The sequence below is a fragment of the Achromobacter sp. JUb104 genome (genome assembly GCF_024806975.1).
Lineage (GTDB): Bacteria > Pseudomonadota > Gammaproteobacteria > Burkholderiales > Burkholderiaceae_B > Achromobacter > Achromobacter spanius.
In genome coordinates this window covers 1,614,099-1,631,717 of the sequence record NZ_JANUEY010000002.1, presented here as the reverse complement: position 1 = coordinate 1,631,717, position 17,619 = coordinate 1,614,099, and the positions used below count along the sequence as shown (strand labels likewise).

Genomic DNA, 17,619 nt, shown 5'->3' with positions numbered 1-17,619 from the left:
AGTCCCTCTACCCATTTTTGCCGTAAAAGTGTTATGATGTTTGGCTCCGTAACCTTAAGCAGTGAATAGCCCAAGAGGCTGGTCATGCGAAGGCCGGGAAAGCCAGTGAATGTAGTGCAAGCCAGTAGTGTTTTAGGGGCATAGCTCAATTGGCAGAGCGTCGGTCTCCAAAACCGAAGGTTGTAGGTTCGATTCCTACTGCCCCTGCCACCGCCAGGATAAACCCGCGGGAGATCATCGCGAGTTACGCATTCACGGCGGCTCGCGTCGCAATATGTCTAATACCAGCGTAGAAACCGTAACCAGTACCGCCGACCGGCTCAAGCTCGGGCTGGCGGTTCTCGTCGTTATTGCTGGCATCGTCGGGTTTTCCGTGCTCAGCGCACAGCCGATGCCTGCTCGTATCGGCGTGTTCGTCGGCGGCCTTGTGATTGCAGCCGTAATCGCCTGGTTCAGCGAACCCGGCCGCCGCACCCTGAGCTTTGCCAGCGAGTCCTACAACGAAGTCAAGCGCGTCGCATGGCCCACCCGCAAGGAAACGACCCAGATGACGGGTATCGTTTTTGCGTTCGTGGCTGTCATGGGCATTTTCATGTGGGTGCTCGACAAGGGCATCGAATGGATTCTTTACGGCCTGTTGTTGGGCTGGAAATAAGGACGGCGAATGAGTAAGCGTTGGTATGTCGTCCATGTGTACTCCGGCATGGAAAAGAGTGTCCACAAGGCCCTGGTAGAGCGCATTGAGCGCGCGGCCTTGCAGACGTCTTTTGGCCGCATTCTTGTGCCCTCCGAGGAAGTCGTCGAGGTCAAGGGTGGTCAGAAATCGATCACCGAACGCCGCATTTTCCCTGGTTATGTCCTGGTTGAAATGGACCTGACCGACGAAACGTGGCATTTGGTCAAGAACACGAACCGCGTCACCGGCTTTTTGGGTGGCTCGGGCAACCGTCCGACCCCGATTTCCGAGAAGGAAGTCGAGAAGATCCTCTCCCAAATGGAAGAGGGTGTCGAGAAACCCCGTCCCAAGATTCTTTTCGAAGTGGGCGAGATGGTTCGGGTCAAGGAAGGTCCGTTTGCAGACTTCAACGGCAACGTCGAAGAAGTCAATTACGAAAAGAGCAAGGTGCGCGTGTCGGTCACCATTTTTGGTCGTGCCACACCCGTCGAACTCGATTTCAGCCAGGTCGAAAAGACCTGATTTCAACCCCCGGGGAGCCCAGGCTGAGAACGCCGGGGCGATATAACCCGCAAGGAGCAAAGCATGGCGAAAAAGATCGTCGGCTTTATCAAGCTGCAAGTACCGGCTGGTAAAGCTAACCCCTCCCCCCCGATTGGCCCGGCACTGGGTCAACGCGGCCTGAACATCATGGAATTCTGCAAGGCGTTCAACGCCAAGACCCAAGGCATGGAGCCTGGTCTGCCGATTCCGGTGGTGATCACCGCCTTCGCGGACAAGAGCTTCACCTTCATCATGAAGACCCCGCCCGCGACGGTCCTCATCAAGAAGGCTGCTGGCGTGCAAAAGGGTTCGCCCAAGCCGCATACCGACAAGGTCGGCACGCTGACCCGCGCGCAAGCTGAAGAAATCGCCAAGGCCAAGGGCCCCGATCTGACCGCCGCTGATCTGGACGCCGCTGTGCGCACGATCGCTGGCAGCGCCCGCAGCATGGGCATCACGGTTGAGGGGATCTAATCATGGCAAAACTGTCCAAGCGCGCAGCCGCTATTGCGCAAAAGATCGACCGCACCAAGCTGTACCCGGTCGCTGAAGCCCTGACCCTGGTCAAGGAAACCGCCGTCGCCAAGTTCAATGAATCCATTGACGTGGCCGTGCAGCTCGGCATCGACCCGAAGAAGTCGGACCAACTGGTTCGCGGTTCGGTCGTTCTGCCCGCCGGCACCGGCAAGTCGGTTCGCGTTGCCGTGTTCGCCCAAGGCGACAAGGCTGAAGCCGCCAAGGCCGCCGGCGCCGACATCGTTGGCCTGGACGACCTGGCTGACCAGATCAAGGCCGGTCAAATGGACTTTGACGTGGTCATCGCTTCGCCCGACACGATGCGTGTCGTGGGTGCCCTGGGCCAGATCCTGGGTCCCCGTGGCCTGATGCCGAACCCGAAGGTCGGCACCGTGACGCCTGACGTCGCGACCGCTGTCAAGAACGCCAAGGCCGGTCAGGTTCAGTACCGTACCGACAAGGCTGGCATCATCCACGCAACGATCGGCCGTGCGTCGTTCGGCGTGGAACAGCTGCAAACCAACCTGGCTGCTCTGGTCGACGCCCTGCAAAAGGCCCGTCCCGCAGCTGCCAAGGGCATTTACCTGCGCAAGCTGGCCGTTTCGTCCACGATGGGCGGCGGTGCTCGCGTTGAAATTGCCTCGCTGTCGGCTTCCAACTAAGCCAACAGCAGTAAACGTACTTTGGGCTGCATCCGGATTCCTCCGGATGTTGCTGTCAAAGACCGCTGGAGCAGGGTAGTGGATCGGTGTCTGACACCCCCGGTACCCCGCTTAATCCCGAAGCTCATCTAGTTCGGATCCAGCGTAGACGGCGTCCCCAGGAAGATTTCTTTACACGAAGAACTCGACCAGGCGCCGCATTCGGTTGACGCGCAAGGCTCAGGCCCCAGGCGTCTTTTGATGGAGTGTTCAAACCGTGAGTCTCAATCGTCAAGAGAAAGCGGTGGTAATCGAGGAAGTCTCGGCAGAAGTCGCCAAGGCACAATCGATTGTTATCGCTGAGTACCGTGGTCTGGACGTCGCCTCTGTCACCGTACTGCGCAAAACTGCGCGTGAATCGGGCGTGTATCTGCGAGTTCTGAAGAACTCGCTGGCCCGTCGTGCTGTTGCCGGCACGGCTTTCGAGCCGTTGGCTGAGCAACTGACCGGTCCGCTGATCTATGGCATCAGCACTGATCCGGTTTCGGCGGCCAAGGTTATCGCTGGTTTCGCGAAAAGCAACGACAAGCTGGTCATCAAGGCGGGCGCATTGCCCAACAGCCTGCTGACTCAAGATGGTGTGAAGGCCTTGGCCACCATGCCGTCCCGCGAAGAGTTGCTGTCGAAACTGCTTGGCACCATGCAAGCCCCGATCGCGCAATTCGTGCGTACGCTCAACGAAGTTCCGACCAAGTTCGCCCGTGGCCTCGCGGCTGTGCGCGACCAAAAGGCAGCGGCCTAATCGCCCTGCTGTCCGGAATTCGCTGAACGACGAAGCGACACCCAAACCCTGGCATTACCAAAATATTTGGAGTTCTTAAAAATGGCACTTAACAAAGCTGAAATCCTTGACGCCATCGCTGGCATGACCGTGCTCGAGCTGTCCGAGCTGATCAAGGAAATGGAAGAGAAGTTCGGCGTGTCGGCTGCTGCCGCCGCTGTCGCTGTTGCTGCTCCCGCCGCTGGTGGCGCTGCCGCCGCTGCTGAAGAGCAAACCGAGTTCAACGTCGTCCTGCTGGAAGCCGGCGCGAACAAGGTCAGCGTCATCAAGGCCGTGCGCGAGCTGACCGGTCTGGGTCTGAAGGAAGCCAAGGACCTGGTTGACGGCGCTCCGAAGCCCGTCAAGGAAGCTGTGGCCAAGGCTGACGCCGAAGCCGCCAAGAAGAAGCTGGAAGAAGCTGGCGCCAAGGTCGAAGTCAAGTAAGACCTGCGTCAACTGCCCGGGGACAGCACAGTTTGCAGTCCCCGGGCTTTTGCGTTTCCAGGAAACCCCTACTGGGGGTATGCCCTTTCAGGGGGGTTTCCTGGAGTCGTATCACCTAGGGCCGTGGTTGACGGCCCATGCAACCTCGAGTCGGAGTGCTCATGCCTTACTCGTACACCGAAAAAAAGCGCATCCGCAAAAGCTTCGCCAAGCGTGAAGACGTTCAAAACGTTCCTTTCCTTTTGGCGACACAGCTTCAATCCTACCTAACTTTCCTGCAGGCGGATACCGCCCCGTCCGATCGCGTAGCCGACGGTTTGCAGGCGGCGTTCTCGTCGATTTTCCCGATCGTTAGTCACAACGGTATGGCGCGCTTGGAGTTCGTGAGCTACGTGCTCGGCGAACCGGTGTTCGATGTCAAGGAATGTCAGCAACGTGGTCTGACCTATGCCTCGCCCCTGCGAGCCAAGGTCCGCCTGGTGCTGCTTGACCGCGAAGTCAGCAAGCCGACCGTGAAGGAAGTGAAGGAACAGGAAGTCTACATGGGCGAAATTCCGCTCATGACAGGCACGGGTTCCTTTGTCATCAATGGCACCGAGCGTGTCATCGTGTCGCAGCTGCACCGTTCGCCTGGCGTGTTCTTCGAACACGACCGCGGCAAAACGCACAGCTCCGGCAAGCTCCTGTTCTCGGCCCGCGTGATTCCTTACCGCGGCTCGTGGCTGGACTTCGAATTCGACCCGAAGGACGTCCTGTTCTTCCGCGTCGACCGTCGTCGCAAGATGCCTGTCACGATCCTGTGCAAGGCCATCGGCATGACGCCGGAATCCATCCTGGCCAACTTCTTCGACTTCGATAACTTCGAGTTGAAGAGCGAAGGCGCGATGATGGAATTCGTGCCCGAGCGTTGGAAGGGCGAAATGGCCCGCTTCGACATCTCGGATCGCGATGGCAAGGTCATCGTCGAAAAAGACAAGCGCATCAATGCCAAGCATTTGCGCGACCTGGCTGCCGGTGGCATCCAGCGCATCTCCGTGCCGGAAGATTTCCTGTACGGCCGCGTGCTGGCCAAGAACATCGTTGACGAAGATACCGGCGAAGTCATCGCCAACGCCAACGACGAGATCACGGAAAGCGTGCTGGGCGCCCTGCGCGCCTCGAACGTCTACGACATCCAGACGCTCTACACGAACGATCTGGACCGTGGTCCGTACATCTCGCAAACCCTGCGCACCGATGAAACCGCCGACCAGATGGCCGCGCGCGTTGCCATCTACCGCATGATGCGTCCTGGCGAGCCGCCCACCGAAGAAGCGGTGGAAGCGCTGTTCCAACGTCTGTTCTACAGCGAAGAGACGTACGACCTGTCGCGCGTGGGCCGCATGAAGGTCAACAGCCGTCTGGGCCGTGGTGAAGACATCACCGGCCCGATGACGCTGACCAACGAAGACATCCTTGAAACCATCAAGGTGCTGGTTGAGCTGCGTAACGGCCGTGGCCAGATCGATGACATCGATCACTTGGGCAACCGTCGCGTGCGTTGCGTTGGCGAACTGGCCGAAAACCAGTTCCGCGCCGGCCTGGTGCGTGTCGAGCGCGCGGTCAAGGAACGTCTGGGCCAAGCCGAGACCGAAAACCTGATGCCGCACGACCTGATCAACTCCAAGCCGATCTCGGCTGCCATCAAGGAGTTCTTCGGTTCGAGCCAGTTGTCGCAGTTCATGGACCAAACCAACCCGTTGTCGGAAATCACGCACAAGCGTCGCGTTTCCGCACTGGGCCCGGGCGGTCTGACCCGCGAGCGCGCCGGCTTTGAAGTCCGCGACGTGCACCCGACCCACTACGGCCGTGTCTGCCCGATCGAAACGCCGGAAGGCCCGAACATCGGTCTGATCAACTCCATGGCGCTGTACGCTCGCTTGAACGAGTACGGCTTCCTGGAAACGCCTTACCGCAAGATTATCGACGGCCGCGTCAGCGAGCAGATCGATTACCTGTCGGCCATCGAAGAAAGCCACTACGTCATTGCACAGGCTAACGCCGCGCTGGACGAGCAGGGCGCCTTCGTTGACGACCTGGTCGCTTGCCGTGAAGCAGGCGAAACGATGCTGACGTCGCCGGCCAACGTGCATTACATGGACGTTGCCCCGTCGCAGATCGTGTCGGTGGCTGCTTCGCTGATTCCGTTCCTTGAGCACGACGACGCGAACCGCGCACTGATGGGCGCCAACATGCAACGTCAGGCCGTGCCTTGCCTGCGTCCGGAAAAGCCGGTCGTGGGTACGGGTATCGAACGCACCGTGGCCGTTGACTCGGGCACGACCGTGCAAGCACTGCGTGGCGGCCTGGTCGACCACGTTGATGCCGAGCGCGTCGTGATTCGCGTGAACGACGAAGAAAACGTCGCCGGCGAAGTCGGTGTCGATATCTACAACCTGATCAAGTACACCCGTTCCAACCAGAACACGAACATCAACCAGCGTCCTATCGTCAAGCGTGGCGACAAGGTCGCCAAGGGCGACGTGCTGGCTGACGGCGCATCGACCGACCTGGGCGAACTCGCCCTGGGTCAGAACATGCTGATCGCGTTCATGCCGTGGAACGGCTACAACTTCGAAGACTCGATCTTGATCTCCGAGAAGGTTGTTGCCGATGACCGCTACACCTCGGTGCACATCGAGGAACTGACGGTTGTCGCCCGCGACACGAAGCTGGGTCCGGAAGAAATCACGCGCGACATCAGCAACCTGGCTGAGACGCAACTGAACCGTCTGGACGATTCGGGCATCACGTACATTGGCGCCGAAGTCAGCGCCGACGACGTGCTGGTCGGCAAGGTCACGCCGAAGGGCGAAACCCAGCTGACGCCGGAAGAAAAGCTGCTGCGCGCCATCTTCGGTGAGAAGGCGTCCGACGTTAAGGACACCTCGCTGCGCGTGCCTTCGGGCATGACCGGCACCGTGATCGACGTGCAAGTGTTCACGCGTGAAGGCATCGTGCGCGACAAGCGCGCCCAGTCCATCATTGACGATGAACTGCGCCGCTATCGCCAAGACCTGAACGACCAGCTGCGCATCGTTGAAAACGACCAGTTCGACCGTATCGAAAAGATGCTGGTCAACAAGACCGTCAACGGCGGCCCGCGCAAGCTGACCAAGGGCGCCACGATCACCAAGGCTTACCTGGCTGATCTGGACCGCTGGCAGTGGTTCGACATCCGTCTGGCCGATGAGCCGCACGCTGTCGTGCTGGAGCAAGCCAAGGAATCGCTGGAGCAGAAGCGTCACCAGTTCGATCTGGCCTTCGAAGAGAAGCGCAAGAAGCTGACGCAGGGCGACGAGCTGCCCCCGGGCGTGCTGAAGATGATCAAGGTCTACCTGGCCGTGAAGCGTCGTCTGCAACCTGGCGACAAGATGGCAGGCCGTCACGGTAACAAGGGTGTGGTTTCGCGTATCACCCCGGTGGAAGACATGCCGCACATGGCTGACGGCACGCCGGCCGACATCGTTCTGAACCCGCTGGGCGTGCCCTCGCGGATGAACGTCGGTCAGGTGCTGGAAGTGCACTTGGGCTGGGCTGCCAAGGGCGTGGGCCACCGCATTGCCGATCTGCTGCGCGACGAGCGCACCGCGCAGGTCAAGAACGTCCGTGCTTACCTGGACAAGGTCTACAACACGACCGGTTCCGGCGCCCGCATCGACGAGCTGACCGACGAAGAAGTCATGGAAATGGCCCAGAACCTCAAGAACGGCGTGCCGTTCGCGACGCCCGTCTTCGACGGCGCGACGGAAGAGGAAATCACCACGATGCTGGAGCTGGCCTATCCGGACGACGTCGCCGAGCGCATGGCACTGACGCCTTCGCGTACGCAGGCATGGCTGTTTGACGGCCGCACGGGCGAGAAATTCGAGCGCCCCGTGACTGTCGGCTACATGCACTACCTGAAGCTGCACCACTTGGTCGACGACAAGATGCACGCGCGTTCGACGGGTCCGTACTCGCTGGTCACGCAGCAGCCGCTGGGTGGTAAGGCGCAGTTCGGTGGTCAGCGTTTCGGGGAAATGGAAGTGTGGGCGCTGGAAGCATACGGCGCCGCGTACACCCTGCAAGAAATGCTGACGGTGAAGTCGGACGACATCACTGGCCGTACGAAGGTATACGAAAACATCGTCAAGGGCGACCACGTCATCGACGCCGGCATGCCGGAATCGTTCAACGTGCTGGTGAAGGAAATCCGCTCGTTGGCCCTGGACATGGATTTGGAGCGTAACTAATGAAAGCGCTACTCGACCTATTTAAGCAAGTCTCGCAAGACGAGCAATTCGATGCCATCAAGATCGGCATCGCCTCGCCCGAGAAGATCCGTTCGTGGTCTTACGGCGAAGTTCGCAAGCCCGAGACCATCAACTACCGCACGTTCAAGCCTGAACGTGACGGTTTGTTCTGCTCCAAGATCTTTGGCCCGATCAAAGACTACGAGTGCTTGTGCGGCAAGTACAAGCGCCTGAAGCATCGTGGCGTGATCTGCGAAAAGTGCGGCGTTGAAGTTACCGTTGCCAAGGTTCGCCGTGAACGCATGGGCCACATCGAGCTGGCCAGCCCCGTCGCGCACATCTGGTTCCTGAAGAGCCTGCCGTCGCGTCTGGGCATGGTGCTCGACATGACCCTGCGCGACATCGAACGCGTTCTGTACTTCGAAGCCTGGTGCGTGATCGAACCTGGCATGACGCCGCTCAAGCGCGGCCAGATCATGTCGGACGACGATTTCCTCGCCAAGACCGAAGAGTACGGCGACGATTTCCGTGCCCTGATGGGCGCGGAAGCCGTGCGCGAACTGTTGCGTACCATCGACATCGACCGCGAAGTGGAAACGCTGCGCGGCGAATTGAAGGCCACCAGCTCGGAAGCCAAGATCAAGAAGATTTCCAAGCGCCTGAAGGTGCTGGAAGGCTTCCAGAAGTCGGGCATCAAGGCCGAGTGGATGGTCATGGAAGTGCTGCCCGTGCTGCCGCCGGACCTGCGTCCGCTGGTGCCGCTGGACGGCGGCCGCTTCGCGACCTCCGACCTGAACGACCTGTACCGCCGCGTCATCAACCGCAACAACCGCTTGAAGCGCCTTCTGGAGCTCAAGGCGCCGGAAATCATCCTGCGCAACGAAAAGCGGATGCTGCAGGAAGCGGTTGACTCGCTGCTGGACAACGGCCGCCGTGGCAAGGCCATGACGGGCGCCAACAAGCGCCAGTTGAAGTCGCTGGCCGACATGATCAAGGGCAAGAGCGGTCGTTTCCGTCAGAACTTGCTGGGCAAGCGCGTCGACTACTCGGGCCGTTCGGTCATTGTGGTGGGTCCGCAGCTGAAACTGCACCAGTGCGGTCTGCCCAAGCTGATGGCCCTGGAACTGTTCAAGCCGTTCATCTTCAATCGTCTGGAGATGATGGGCCTGGCCACGACCATCAAGGCTGCCAAGAAGCTGGTGGAAAGCCAGGAACCCGTGGTTTGGGACATCCTGGAAGAAGTCATCCGCGAACACCCGGTCATGCTGAACCGTGCGCCCACGCTGCACCGTTTGGGCATCCAGGCGTTTGAACCGGTCCTGATCGAAGGCAAGGCCATCCAGCTGCACCCGCTGGTTTGCGCGGCGTTCAACGCCGACTTCGACGGTGACCAGATGGCTGTTCACGTGCCGCTGTCGCTGGAAGCCCAGCTGGAAGCGCGCACGCTGATGCTGGCGTCGAACAACGTGCTGTTCCCGGCCAACGGCGAACCGTCGATCGTGCCGTCCCAAGACATCGTGTTGGGTCTGTACTACACGACGCGCGAGCGCATCAACGGCCGCGGCGAAGGCATCTTCTTCACCGACGTCGCTGAAGTGCAACGTGCGTACGACAACGGCGAAGTCGAGCTGCAATCCCGCGTGACCGTGCGTCTGAAAGAGCACGAGCGCGACGAGGCTGGCGAATGGCAACCGGTTATCCGCCGTCACGAGACGACGGTCGGCCGCGCGCTGCTGTCCGAAATTCTGCCGAAGGGCCTGCCCTTCACGGTGCTGAACAAGGCACTGAAGAAGAAGGAAATCTCGCGCCTGATCAACCAGTCGTTCCGCCGTTGCGGCCTGCGCGACACGGTGATCTTCGCCGACAAGCTGATGCAGTCCGGCTTCAAGCTGGCCACGCGCGGCGGTATCTCGATCGCCATGGGCGACATGCTGATCCCGACCGCCAAGGAAGGCATCCTGGCTGAAGCCAGCCGCGAAGTGAAGGAAATCGACAAGCAGTACTCGTCGGGTCTGGTCACGTCCCAAGAGCGCTACAACAACGTTGTGGACATCTGGGGCAAGGCTGGCGACAAGGTCGGCAAGGCGATGATGGAACAACTGGCCACCGAGCCGGTTGTGAACCGTCACGGCGAAGAAGTGCGCCAGGAATCGTTCAACTCGATCTACATGATGGCTGACTCGGGCGCTCGCGGTTCGGCCGCCCAGATCCGTCAGTTGGCCGGTATGCGCGGCCTGATGGCCAAGCCGGACGGCTCGATTATCGAAACGCCCATTACCGCGAACTTCCGTGAAGGTCTGAACGTGCTTCAGTACTTCATCTCGACTCACGGCGCGCGTAAGGGTCTGGCTGATACGGCACTGAAGACGGCAAACTCGGGTTACCTGACTCGTCGTCTGGTCGACGTGACGCAAGACTTGGTGATCACCGAGGACGATTGCGGTACGTCGCTGGGCTACAACATGAAGGCCCTGGTGGAAGGTGGTGAAGTCATCGAACCGCTGCGCGACCGCATCCTGGGTCGTGTTGCCGCCGTGGACATCATCAACCCGGACACGCAGGAAACGGCCATCGTTGCCGGTACCCTGCTGGACGAAGATCTGGTCGACACCATCGACCGCATCGGCGTGGACGAAGTCAAGGTCCGCACCCCGCTGACGTGCGAAACGCGCCACGGTCTGTGCGCACACTGCTACGGCCGCGATCTGGGTCGTGGTTCGCCGGTCAACCAGGGCGAAGCAGTCGGCGTTATCGCTGCTCAGTCCATCGGTGAACCGGGCACGCAGCTCACGATGCGTACGTTCCACATCGGTGGCGCGGCGTCGCGTTCGGCTCTGGCCAGCGCGGTGGAAACCAAGTCCAGCGGTCAGGTCGGTTTTGCCAGCACGATGCGCTATGTCACGAACGCCAAGGGCGAGCGTGTGGCGATTTCGCGCTCGGGCGAATTGGCGATTTTCGACGACAACGGCCGCGAACGCGAACGCCACAAGATCCCGTACGGCGCGACCGTGCTGGTGGGCGATGGCGAAGCCGTGAAGGCTGGCGCGCGTCTGGCGACGTGGGACCCGCTGACCCGTCCGATCGTGTCGGAATACGGTGGCGCCGTCCGCTTCGAGAACATCGAAGAAGGCGTGACCGTTGCCAAGCAGGTGGACGAAGTCACCGGCCTGTCGACGCTCGTCGTCATCACGCCGAAGACCCGTGGCGGCAAGATCGTCATGCGTCCGCAGATCAAGCTGGTCAACGAAGCTGGCGAAGACGTCAAGATCGCCGGCACCGATCACTCGGTGAACATCTCGTTCCCGGTGGGTGCGCTGATTACCGTGCGCGACGGCCAGCAGGTTGCCGTGGGTGAAGTTCTGGCGCGTATTCCGCAAGAATCGCAAAAGACCCGCGACATTACCGGCGGTCTGCCGCGTGTGGCCGAACTGTTCGAAGCCCGTTCGCCGAAGGACGCCGGCATGCTCGCCGACGTTACCGGTACGGTGTCGTTCGGTAAGGACACGAAGGGCAAGCAGCGTCTGGTCATCACCGACCTGGAAGGCGTGAGCCACGAGTTCCTGATTCCGAAGGAAAAGCAGGTTCTGGTGCACGACGGCCAAGTGGTGAACAAGGGCGAAATGATCGTGGACGGCCCGGCCGATCCCCACGACATTCTGCGCCTGCAAGGCATCGAGAAGCTGGCGACGTACATCGTCGACGAAGTGCAAGACGTTTACCGTCTGCAGGGCGTGAAGATCAACGACAAGCACATCGAAGTGATTGTTCGTCAGATGCTGCGTCGTGTGAACATCGTTGATGCTGGCGATACCGAGTTCATCCCGGGCGAGCAAGTTGAGCGCTCCGAACTGCTGAACGCCAACGATCGCATGGCTGCCGAAGAGCGTATCCCGGCAACCTACGACAACGTGCTGCTGGGTATCACGAAGGCCTCGCTGTCGACCGACTCGTTCATCTCGGCCGCTTCGTTCCAGGAAACCACGCGTGTCCTGACCGAAGCCGCCATCATGGGCAAGCGCGACGACCTGCGTGGCCTGAAGGAAAACGTCATCGTCGGCCGCCTCATCCCGGCAGGTACCGGCTTGGCTTACCACCACGCACGCCGCGACAAGGAAGAGCTGGAAGCGGCGGAACGCGAAGCCGCTCGCCAGCAGGCCAACCCGTTCGAAGACTCGCCGGTCACGGTGGGTGCGGACGCAGAAGCCCCGGCTGCCGACGCCGGCACCGAGAATTCCGCCGAATAAGAGGAAACCCGGACAAGTCCCCGCGCGCAGGCTCGGCGCTGGGGCTGGAAGCAAAAAGGCCGCTGATGTGAATCAGCGGCCTTTTTTTTGCGCTTTTTTTTTTCGTCTTTTGTTTGCGCTTTTTTGTTTACGGTTTGTGCGTAGGTTTACTTCACCGCTTGGTTGCGGGCTCGCTGGAAGACGGGTCCCCAGGAAGGATGCCCGGCTTCATTCGGCGCTAGTTCAAATGCAGGATCCAGCGCCAGGATGCGGGCAAAGCTGTCTTCGCACAACTGAGCGTAGCGGCTCACGCAGTAACTGAACGCCTGCAGCTTATAGGCCTCGATGCGTACCGCCTTCGTCGATGAGGCCAAGGTATCAGAGGTGGCGACGGTGCGGATGACCTCCCCGTACCGGCCCGCGCCGTAGGTGTCGCGGACTTGTTGCAATTGAGCCAGTGCCTCGGCGCTGGGCGGGCTTTCGGGTTGCGACGAGATCCCGGCGCAGCCCGCCAGCAATACTGTCGCGCCGAGCAGGCTGCTCAGAAGGCGAATTTTCATAGCTTATAAGGGGGAGGAGGATTGGGCGAAGCGTAATCGTGCCACAGCCTGATGCGCTCGGACATCTTCGGCAATGTCCTGGTGTTGCGGATTGGATAATATTCACACTATTCCATCTTCGCATCACTCCGCGCATGAGCGCAATTTCCATCATGTCTTCCTCCACCGGCCTCTTGACGCCGCGTGGGCCGTTTTCAGGCGCCGCGCCGCTTGCCTTGCGTCCATTGAGCGCGATCGCCGCCAGCATGGCGGGAGGCGTGCCGGAATCTCGCATCAAGCGGCTTGTCTCCGACCTGTTGCCCTCGCTGATCGCCCTGCACGCGCAGGGTGAGATTTGTGGCGATATCTCGCTGGACACCGTGGGGATGGACGAGAACGCGCGCGCCCATTTGCTGCCCGAACTGGTTGTTGCGCGCTCGCGTCGTGCGAGCCGCAGTCCGACGCCCGGTTTTGCGCCGTTTGAGCTGTATACCGATTCCATGGAATGGCCCAGAGGCCCGTGGAGCGACATCTACGCGTTGTGCGCGGTGATGTATGCCTTGGTGACCGGGCATCGGCCGTCGCCCGCTCCAGAGCGGCGCGCCGAGGATGCCTACGAACCGTTGACGTCGCTGGGCCTGTCCAAATACAACCCGGAATTTCTGTCCGTCATTGATAGCGGCCTGGCAATGTTGCCGGCTGACCGGCCGCAGACCTTGGCTGAGCTGGCTGCCCTGTTGGGGGTGGCCGCGTATATCGAGCCATCTCCGGACGAGGCAGATCTCGTCGCCGGTGCCAGCAACACGCCACCGCCCGCGGCGGCGGCGGTGCGCAAGCCAAGCCGTAGTCGTCGTCCGTTACTGGGAATGCTGGCGCTTCTGGCCTTGATCGGCATCGGCGTGTATGGCTGGTTTCACTGGGGCAAGGGCGCGCCCAATGCGCTGATCACCCGTTCCGAAGTGGTCATGCCCAACCCGCCGGCCGTGCACCCGATGCCTCCAGCTGCCGTGCCGCCCGCGGTCGTGGCCACGCCTCCCGCCGCGCCCGCCGCGCCGCAACAAGTGCCGGCCACCCCCGCTGCGCCCGCTACGCCCGTCGAGCCGGCGACGGCCACACCATCCGGGGCGCAGAATGCGCCGGCAATAGCGTCCGAGCCATCCCAGCCCCCGTTGGCCGCGGCCACGCCGGGCGCCCAAGCCCCGGCACCTGCTGATGCGGCCACGGCTGCCGACGGTGTAGCCAACAAACCCAAGCCTATGGGTGTGCCTGTCCGGGTGCGCCTGGACATCCGCCCCTGGGGAGAAGTCTGGGTCAACGGTGTGGCGCGCGGCATCAGCCCGCCAGTCAAGGAAATACGCTTGATACCCGGCAAGTACCAGGTGGTGCTGCGCAATGCGGACCTGCCGCCGTACCGGGGAACGCTTGAAATCAAGGCCGGCAAGCCGGCGGTAATTTCCCACACCTTCCAGTGATGCGCCGGACTGGCCGGGCTACTTCCCGTCCTCGGCTTCCGGCGCGGCAGGCAAGCACAAGGTGAACACAGACCCCACGCCGATTGCGCTGCGGACTTCCACCGTGCCGCCATGGCGTTCGGCTACGGTGCGCACGAACGCCAGGCCCAGCCCGGCGCCGCCCACGTCATTCCGGGTCTCGACGCCCACACGCGAAAAGGGTTCGAACAGCCGTGCCAGATCGGATTCGGCGATTCCTTGTCCCTGGTCCTGGACGGTTACTCGCCAAAAATCCTGAGACTGTTCTATTGCGCATTCGACGCATGTCTGGGGTGGGCTGTACTTGATGGCGTTGTCGATCAGATTGCATAGGGCGCGCATCAGCAGCGTCTGATCACCCAGTGTGTAAGCAATCGGCAGCGGCGTGCGCAGGCGCAGCGTGATGCCGCGCTTGTGCGCGGATGCCCAGAACTCGTCCACGCCGTCTTGCAGCAGGCTACCCAGATCGAGTTCGACGGCACCGATCGTCATTGATTCCGCGCGCGTCAGGTGTACGAAGTCGTCAACCAGATGCAGGGTGCGGTTCGCAAGGGTGGCGATGCGGGCAAGCGTTTCACCCTGCCCATCCAGGGCGCCCGATTCCTGCTTCATCTCGACCAGCGCCAGGATGGAGCTTTGGGGGGCGCGCATGTCGTGCGAGATAAAGCGCAGCGTCTCTTCACGCTGGCGTTCGGCTTGGCGAATGCGCGAGATATCCGTCAACGTGGCGACGGTGCCCGCGAAATTGCCTTCGGCGGTGTGGATCGGCGCGCACTTCAAGATCAGGTCGCGCCCGGCGTAATCGCGCACTTCCAGATCGGCCGTCCATCGCGATGTGTCGTTGGTGGGAAGCTTGCCGCGCAGGGCGTCGGCCACGCGCTGCCGCGTCGTGTCGTCGGAAATCGTTTTCTCAAGCAGGTGCGTGGCGGGGTGGCCCACGCGGGGCGGGCGCATGCCCAGCCGTTGGAAGTACATGACCGCGGCCTGGTTGCGAAACTGCATGTGGCCTTCCTGGTCGAAGACGAGCGTCGCGTCGGGCATGCCGTCCAGTCCATCGGCCAGGAAGCGCCGCAGGTTACGCACGCGCTCCAGCGCGCGCTGCAATTCGCCAACTCGGCTTTCCAGCGATGCATTCGGGCCGGTCAACGGGGCGCGCGCTTCATTCAAGACGGGGGGATATTCGCGTTGCAGCCGGCGTAGTTCATGGTCCATGTAACGCAGCGCCGCCTCCTGGCTACGCCAACTCCATAGCGGATAGCAAAGCGCCACGCCCACAAGGGCCGCGGTCGGCGCGAACCACAGGCTGGCGTAGGCCAGCAGCAACCACGCTGTCAAAAGGATGCCGGCAACGAGCGCAACACTGACCAGTAATGCCCGCTTGGGCGATAGCCGCCACAGCGCCAGGCAGGCCAGCAGTACGGGAAGCGCGGAAAACAGCGCGTTCCAGGCAGCGGGCGGGCGATGGTAGGACACGCCGTCGCGGGCGGCCTGCATCAGGTTGGCGATGATCTCGACGCCCGACATGCCGCTCAAGTCGTGCGCGACCGGCGTGGGGTAAGCGTCGCCCAGGCCGGTCGCCCAGGCGCCTACCAGCACGTACTTGCCGCGCAAGGCCTCCGGGCTCAGGTCGCCTCGCAAGACAGACAGGTAGGAAACGGTGCGCATGTGGCCAGCGGGGCCTGTGTACGGGATCAGGATGTCGCCGCTGGGCCCTGCTCTTTGTAGAAACCGTTCCACCTCTTTGCCTTGGCCGCCCACCTCCAGCATGGAGAGAGCCAGGTGGTTGTGGCGCTTGCCCGCGAATCGGGTCGTCAACGTGGCTTCACGCACCATGCCGTCGGGATCAATGCGCGCGTTGATGATGCCTGTTGAAGCCGCGGCGTTCGCCAGCGCGGGGATTGGCGCAGACATCGCGGAAGGATTGTTCAAGCGGTCCAGGACAACCGGCAGCACCGTCCGGCCATTGCGCTGGATGCTCTGGGCAAGCAGCAAGTCGTCGTTGGGATTGACCGTGTCGCTTTCCGCGAAGATCAAATCCAGCCCAACCGCCCGGGCGCCTTGAAGACGGTCCAGCAACGCGGCATGGATCGCCCGCCGCCAGGGCCATCGCCCCAGCGTCTCGATGCTGGCGTCATCAATGGCGACGATCAGAATATCCGGGTCAGCCGCGCGGCCGCTCATGGTGATGGCGCGGTCGTACAGAATCTGATCGACCCGGCCCAGGCCATTCAACAAGCCCAGCAAGGCCGCCAGTGCCGCCAATATCACCGTCAGCCACAGCCCTGAGCGCGAGGTCCGGTCGAGGGCGTCGGGGGTGTCGGCCATCGGGCAGTGCCTAGTATTCAGTCAGCGTGATGAGTCCGCCTGTGCCGCTGCTGACCCCCAGGCCGAACGAGGTCATCAACTGGTTCGCGCCTTCAAACGTGGCGACCGCGTCTTGTCCGCTCAGGCCCAGATCGTCGACCGCGCGCACCGAAACGTAGAACGTGCCGGAACCCGGCGCGTTGAAGCTAATGCTGTTCGTGGCGAAGCTGGCCGACGATACCGGCAGCGCGCCTTCGGGATCGCGTGACACGCGCACCAGGTAGCTTTGCGCACCGGCCACGGGCGCGAAGGCGCTGGTCCAGGCGCCGCCGCCTGTGCGTTCGGGGGCGCTCAGTTGCGGCGCGGCCAGCAGTTCGCGCACACCGGACACGCTGCCGTCATTGCGCACGGCCGCGCCATAACCGCGCGCCACCGAGACGGGCTTGGCGGGCGCGGTTCCCGGCGCATGCGCCTGCAGCCGCACGCTGCCTTCCAGCACTTCACTGTGCACACCGCCTGCGCCGCTTTGCACGCGGAATCGCGTGCCCCGCACGCCCGTTACAGCGACAGGGGTCCGGACTTCAAAACGGCCGACGCCTTGGCCGGCGGGGGCGACGGTGGATTCGACGCTGCCGCGCTGAACATGGATGACGGAGTCGGTCAGCGCGGTGCCTTCGAACTGGCGCAGCCGGGTCAATTCGACCGAGCCACCAGCGGGCAACGTAAGCTTGGATCCGTCAGCCAATTCCAGGGTCACGAAGCCATTCGGTGAAGTCACCACCGTGCTGCCTTCCGCCACACTGGCGCCCGCTTGCAGGGCCTTGCCGTTCAGGTCGGCTTGCCCGCTGACGTGCACCACGCGCGCTTGGGCGGGACGTTCGGGAATCATCGATAGCGGAATCCGCAATTCGAGTCCGATGGGCAGCAATTCCGGCGTGACGACCTTGTTCAAGGTTTGCAGCTGCGTCCAGTTCGCCTGATTGCGCGTGTACTGCGTGGCCAGGTTGATCAGGGTGTCTCCCTGACGCACGCGATAGATGAAGTCGTCGCCCAATGCTCCTGCGGGCTGGCTGCGCACAGCCGTGGACACGGACAGGCAGGAAAGCAAGGCAAGCAAAGAAAGCGCGCGGCAGCGGCTCATAAGAATCA

General features: G+C 61.9%; 12 protein-coding genes and 1 tRNA gene. 10 read left to right on the top strand and 3 right to left on the bottom strand.

What is annotated here, in order from left to right:
* The first annotated feature begins 134 nt into the window (after window positions 1-134).
* The 9 genes from M2361_RS19300 to rpoC all read left to right on the top strand — a co-directional run bounded on the left by M2361_RS19300 (window position 135) and on the right by rpoC (window position 12,158).
* Window positions 135-210: transfer RNA gene (locus M2361_RS19300), tRNA-Trp, on the top strand.
* Between the two features lie 64 nt (window positions 211-274).
* Window positions 275-655 carry a preprotein translocase subunit SecE gene (gene secE / locus M2361_RS19295; RefSeq protein ID WP_054428143.1) on the top strand — a complete coding sequence of 127 codons (381 nt, stop codon included), beginning with the start codon at window positions 275-277 and terminating at the stop codon, window positions 653-655.
* A 9-nt stretch (window positions 656-664) separates the two neighbouring features.
* Window positions 665-1,198, top strand: coding sequence for a transcription termination/antitermination protein NusG (gene nusG, locus M2361_RS19290; RefSeq protein ID WP_006216576.1), 534 nt, complete (start codon window positions 665-667; stop codon window positions 1,196-1,198).
* 63 nt (window positions 1,199-1,261) lie between these two features.
* Window positions 1,262-1,693 (top strand): 50S ribosomal protein L11, encoded by a 432-nt coding sequence (gene rplK / locus M2361_RS19285; RefSeq protein ID WP_046806050.1) that lies wholly within the window; start codon window positions 1,262-1,264, stop codon window positions 1,691-1,693.
* Between the two features lie 2 nt (window positions 1,694-1,695).
* Window positions 1,696-2,397, top strand: coding sequence for a 50S ribosomal protein L1 (rplA, locus tag M2361_RS19280; RefSeq protein WP_006392088.1), 702 nt, complete (start codon window positions 1,696-1,698; stop codon window positions 2,395-2,397).
* A gap of 256 nt (window positions 2,398-2,653) precedes the next feature.
* A complete protein-coding gene (gene rplJ, locus M2361_RS19275; protein ID WP_006216572.1) occupies window positions 2,654-3,178 on the top strand; it encodes a 50S ribosomal protein L10 in 525 nt (174 codons plus the stop codon).
* Window positions 3,179-3,259: 81 nt separating this feature from the next.
* Window positions 3,260-3,640, top strand: coding sequence for a 50S ribosomal protein L7/L12 (rplL, locus tag M2361_RS19270; RefSeq protein ID WP_006216571.1), 381 nt, complete (start codon window positions 3,260-3,262; stop codon window positions 3,638-3,640).
* A 161-nt stretch (window positions 3,641-3,801) separates the two neighbouring features.
* Window positions 3,802-7,914, top strand: coding sequence for a DNA-directed RNA polymerase subunit beta (rpoB, locus tag M2361_RS19265; protein ID WP_259251253.1), 4,113 nt, complete (start codon window positions 3,802-3,804; stop codon window positions 7,912-7,914).
* Entirely contained in the window at window positions 7,914-12,158 is a 4,245-nt protein-coding gene (gene rpoC, locus M2361_RS19260; RefSeq protein WP_259251251.1) for a DNA-directed RNA polymerase subunit beta', read from the top strand. The genes rpoB and rpoC overlap by 1 nt, the downstream gene beginning before the upstream one ends.
* Before the next feature lie 146 nt (window positions 12,159-12,304).
* On the opposite strand, the gene M2361_RS19255 is transcribed toward rpoC, so the two are convergent.
* Window positions 12,305-12,697, bottom strand: coding sequence for a TssQ family T6SS-associated lipoprotein (locus M2361_RS19255; RefSeq protein WP_259251250.1), 393 nt, complete (start codon window positions 12,695-12,697; stop codon window positions 12,305-12,307).
* A 152-nt stretch (window positions 12,698-12,849) separates the two neighbouring features.
* Between M2361_RS19255 and M2361_RS19250 the strand changes: the two genes are divergently transcribed.
* Window positions 12,850-14,148 carry a serine/threonine protein kinase gene (locus M2361_RS19250; RefSeq protein WP_259251249.1) on the top strand — a complete coding sequence of 433 codons (1,299 nt, stop codon included), beginning with the start codon at window positions 12,850-12,852 and terminating at the stop codon, window positions 14,146-14,148.
* An 18-nt stretch (window positions 14,149-14,166) separates the two neighbouring features.
* On the opposite strand, the gene M2361_RS19245 is transcribed toward M2361_RS19250, so the two are convergent.
* Entirely contained in the window at window positions 14,167-16,491 is a 2,325-nt protein-coding gene (locus M2361_RS19245; RefSeq protein WP_259251248.1) for a CHASE2 domain-containing protein, read from the bottom strand.
* Window positions 16,492-16,501: 10 nt separating this feature from the next.
* Entirely contained in the window at window positions 16,502-17,611 is a 1,110-nt protein-coding gene (locus M2361_RS19240) for a FecR domain-containing protein (RefSeq protein WP_259251247.1), read from the bottom strand.
* Window positions 17,612-17,619 lie beyond the last annotated feature (8 nt).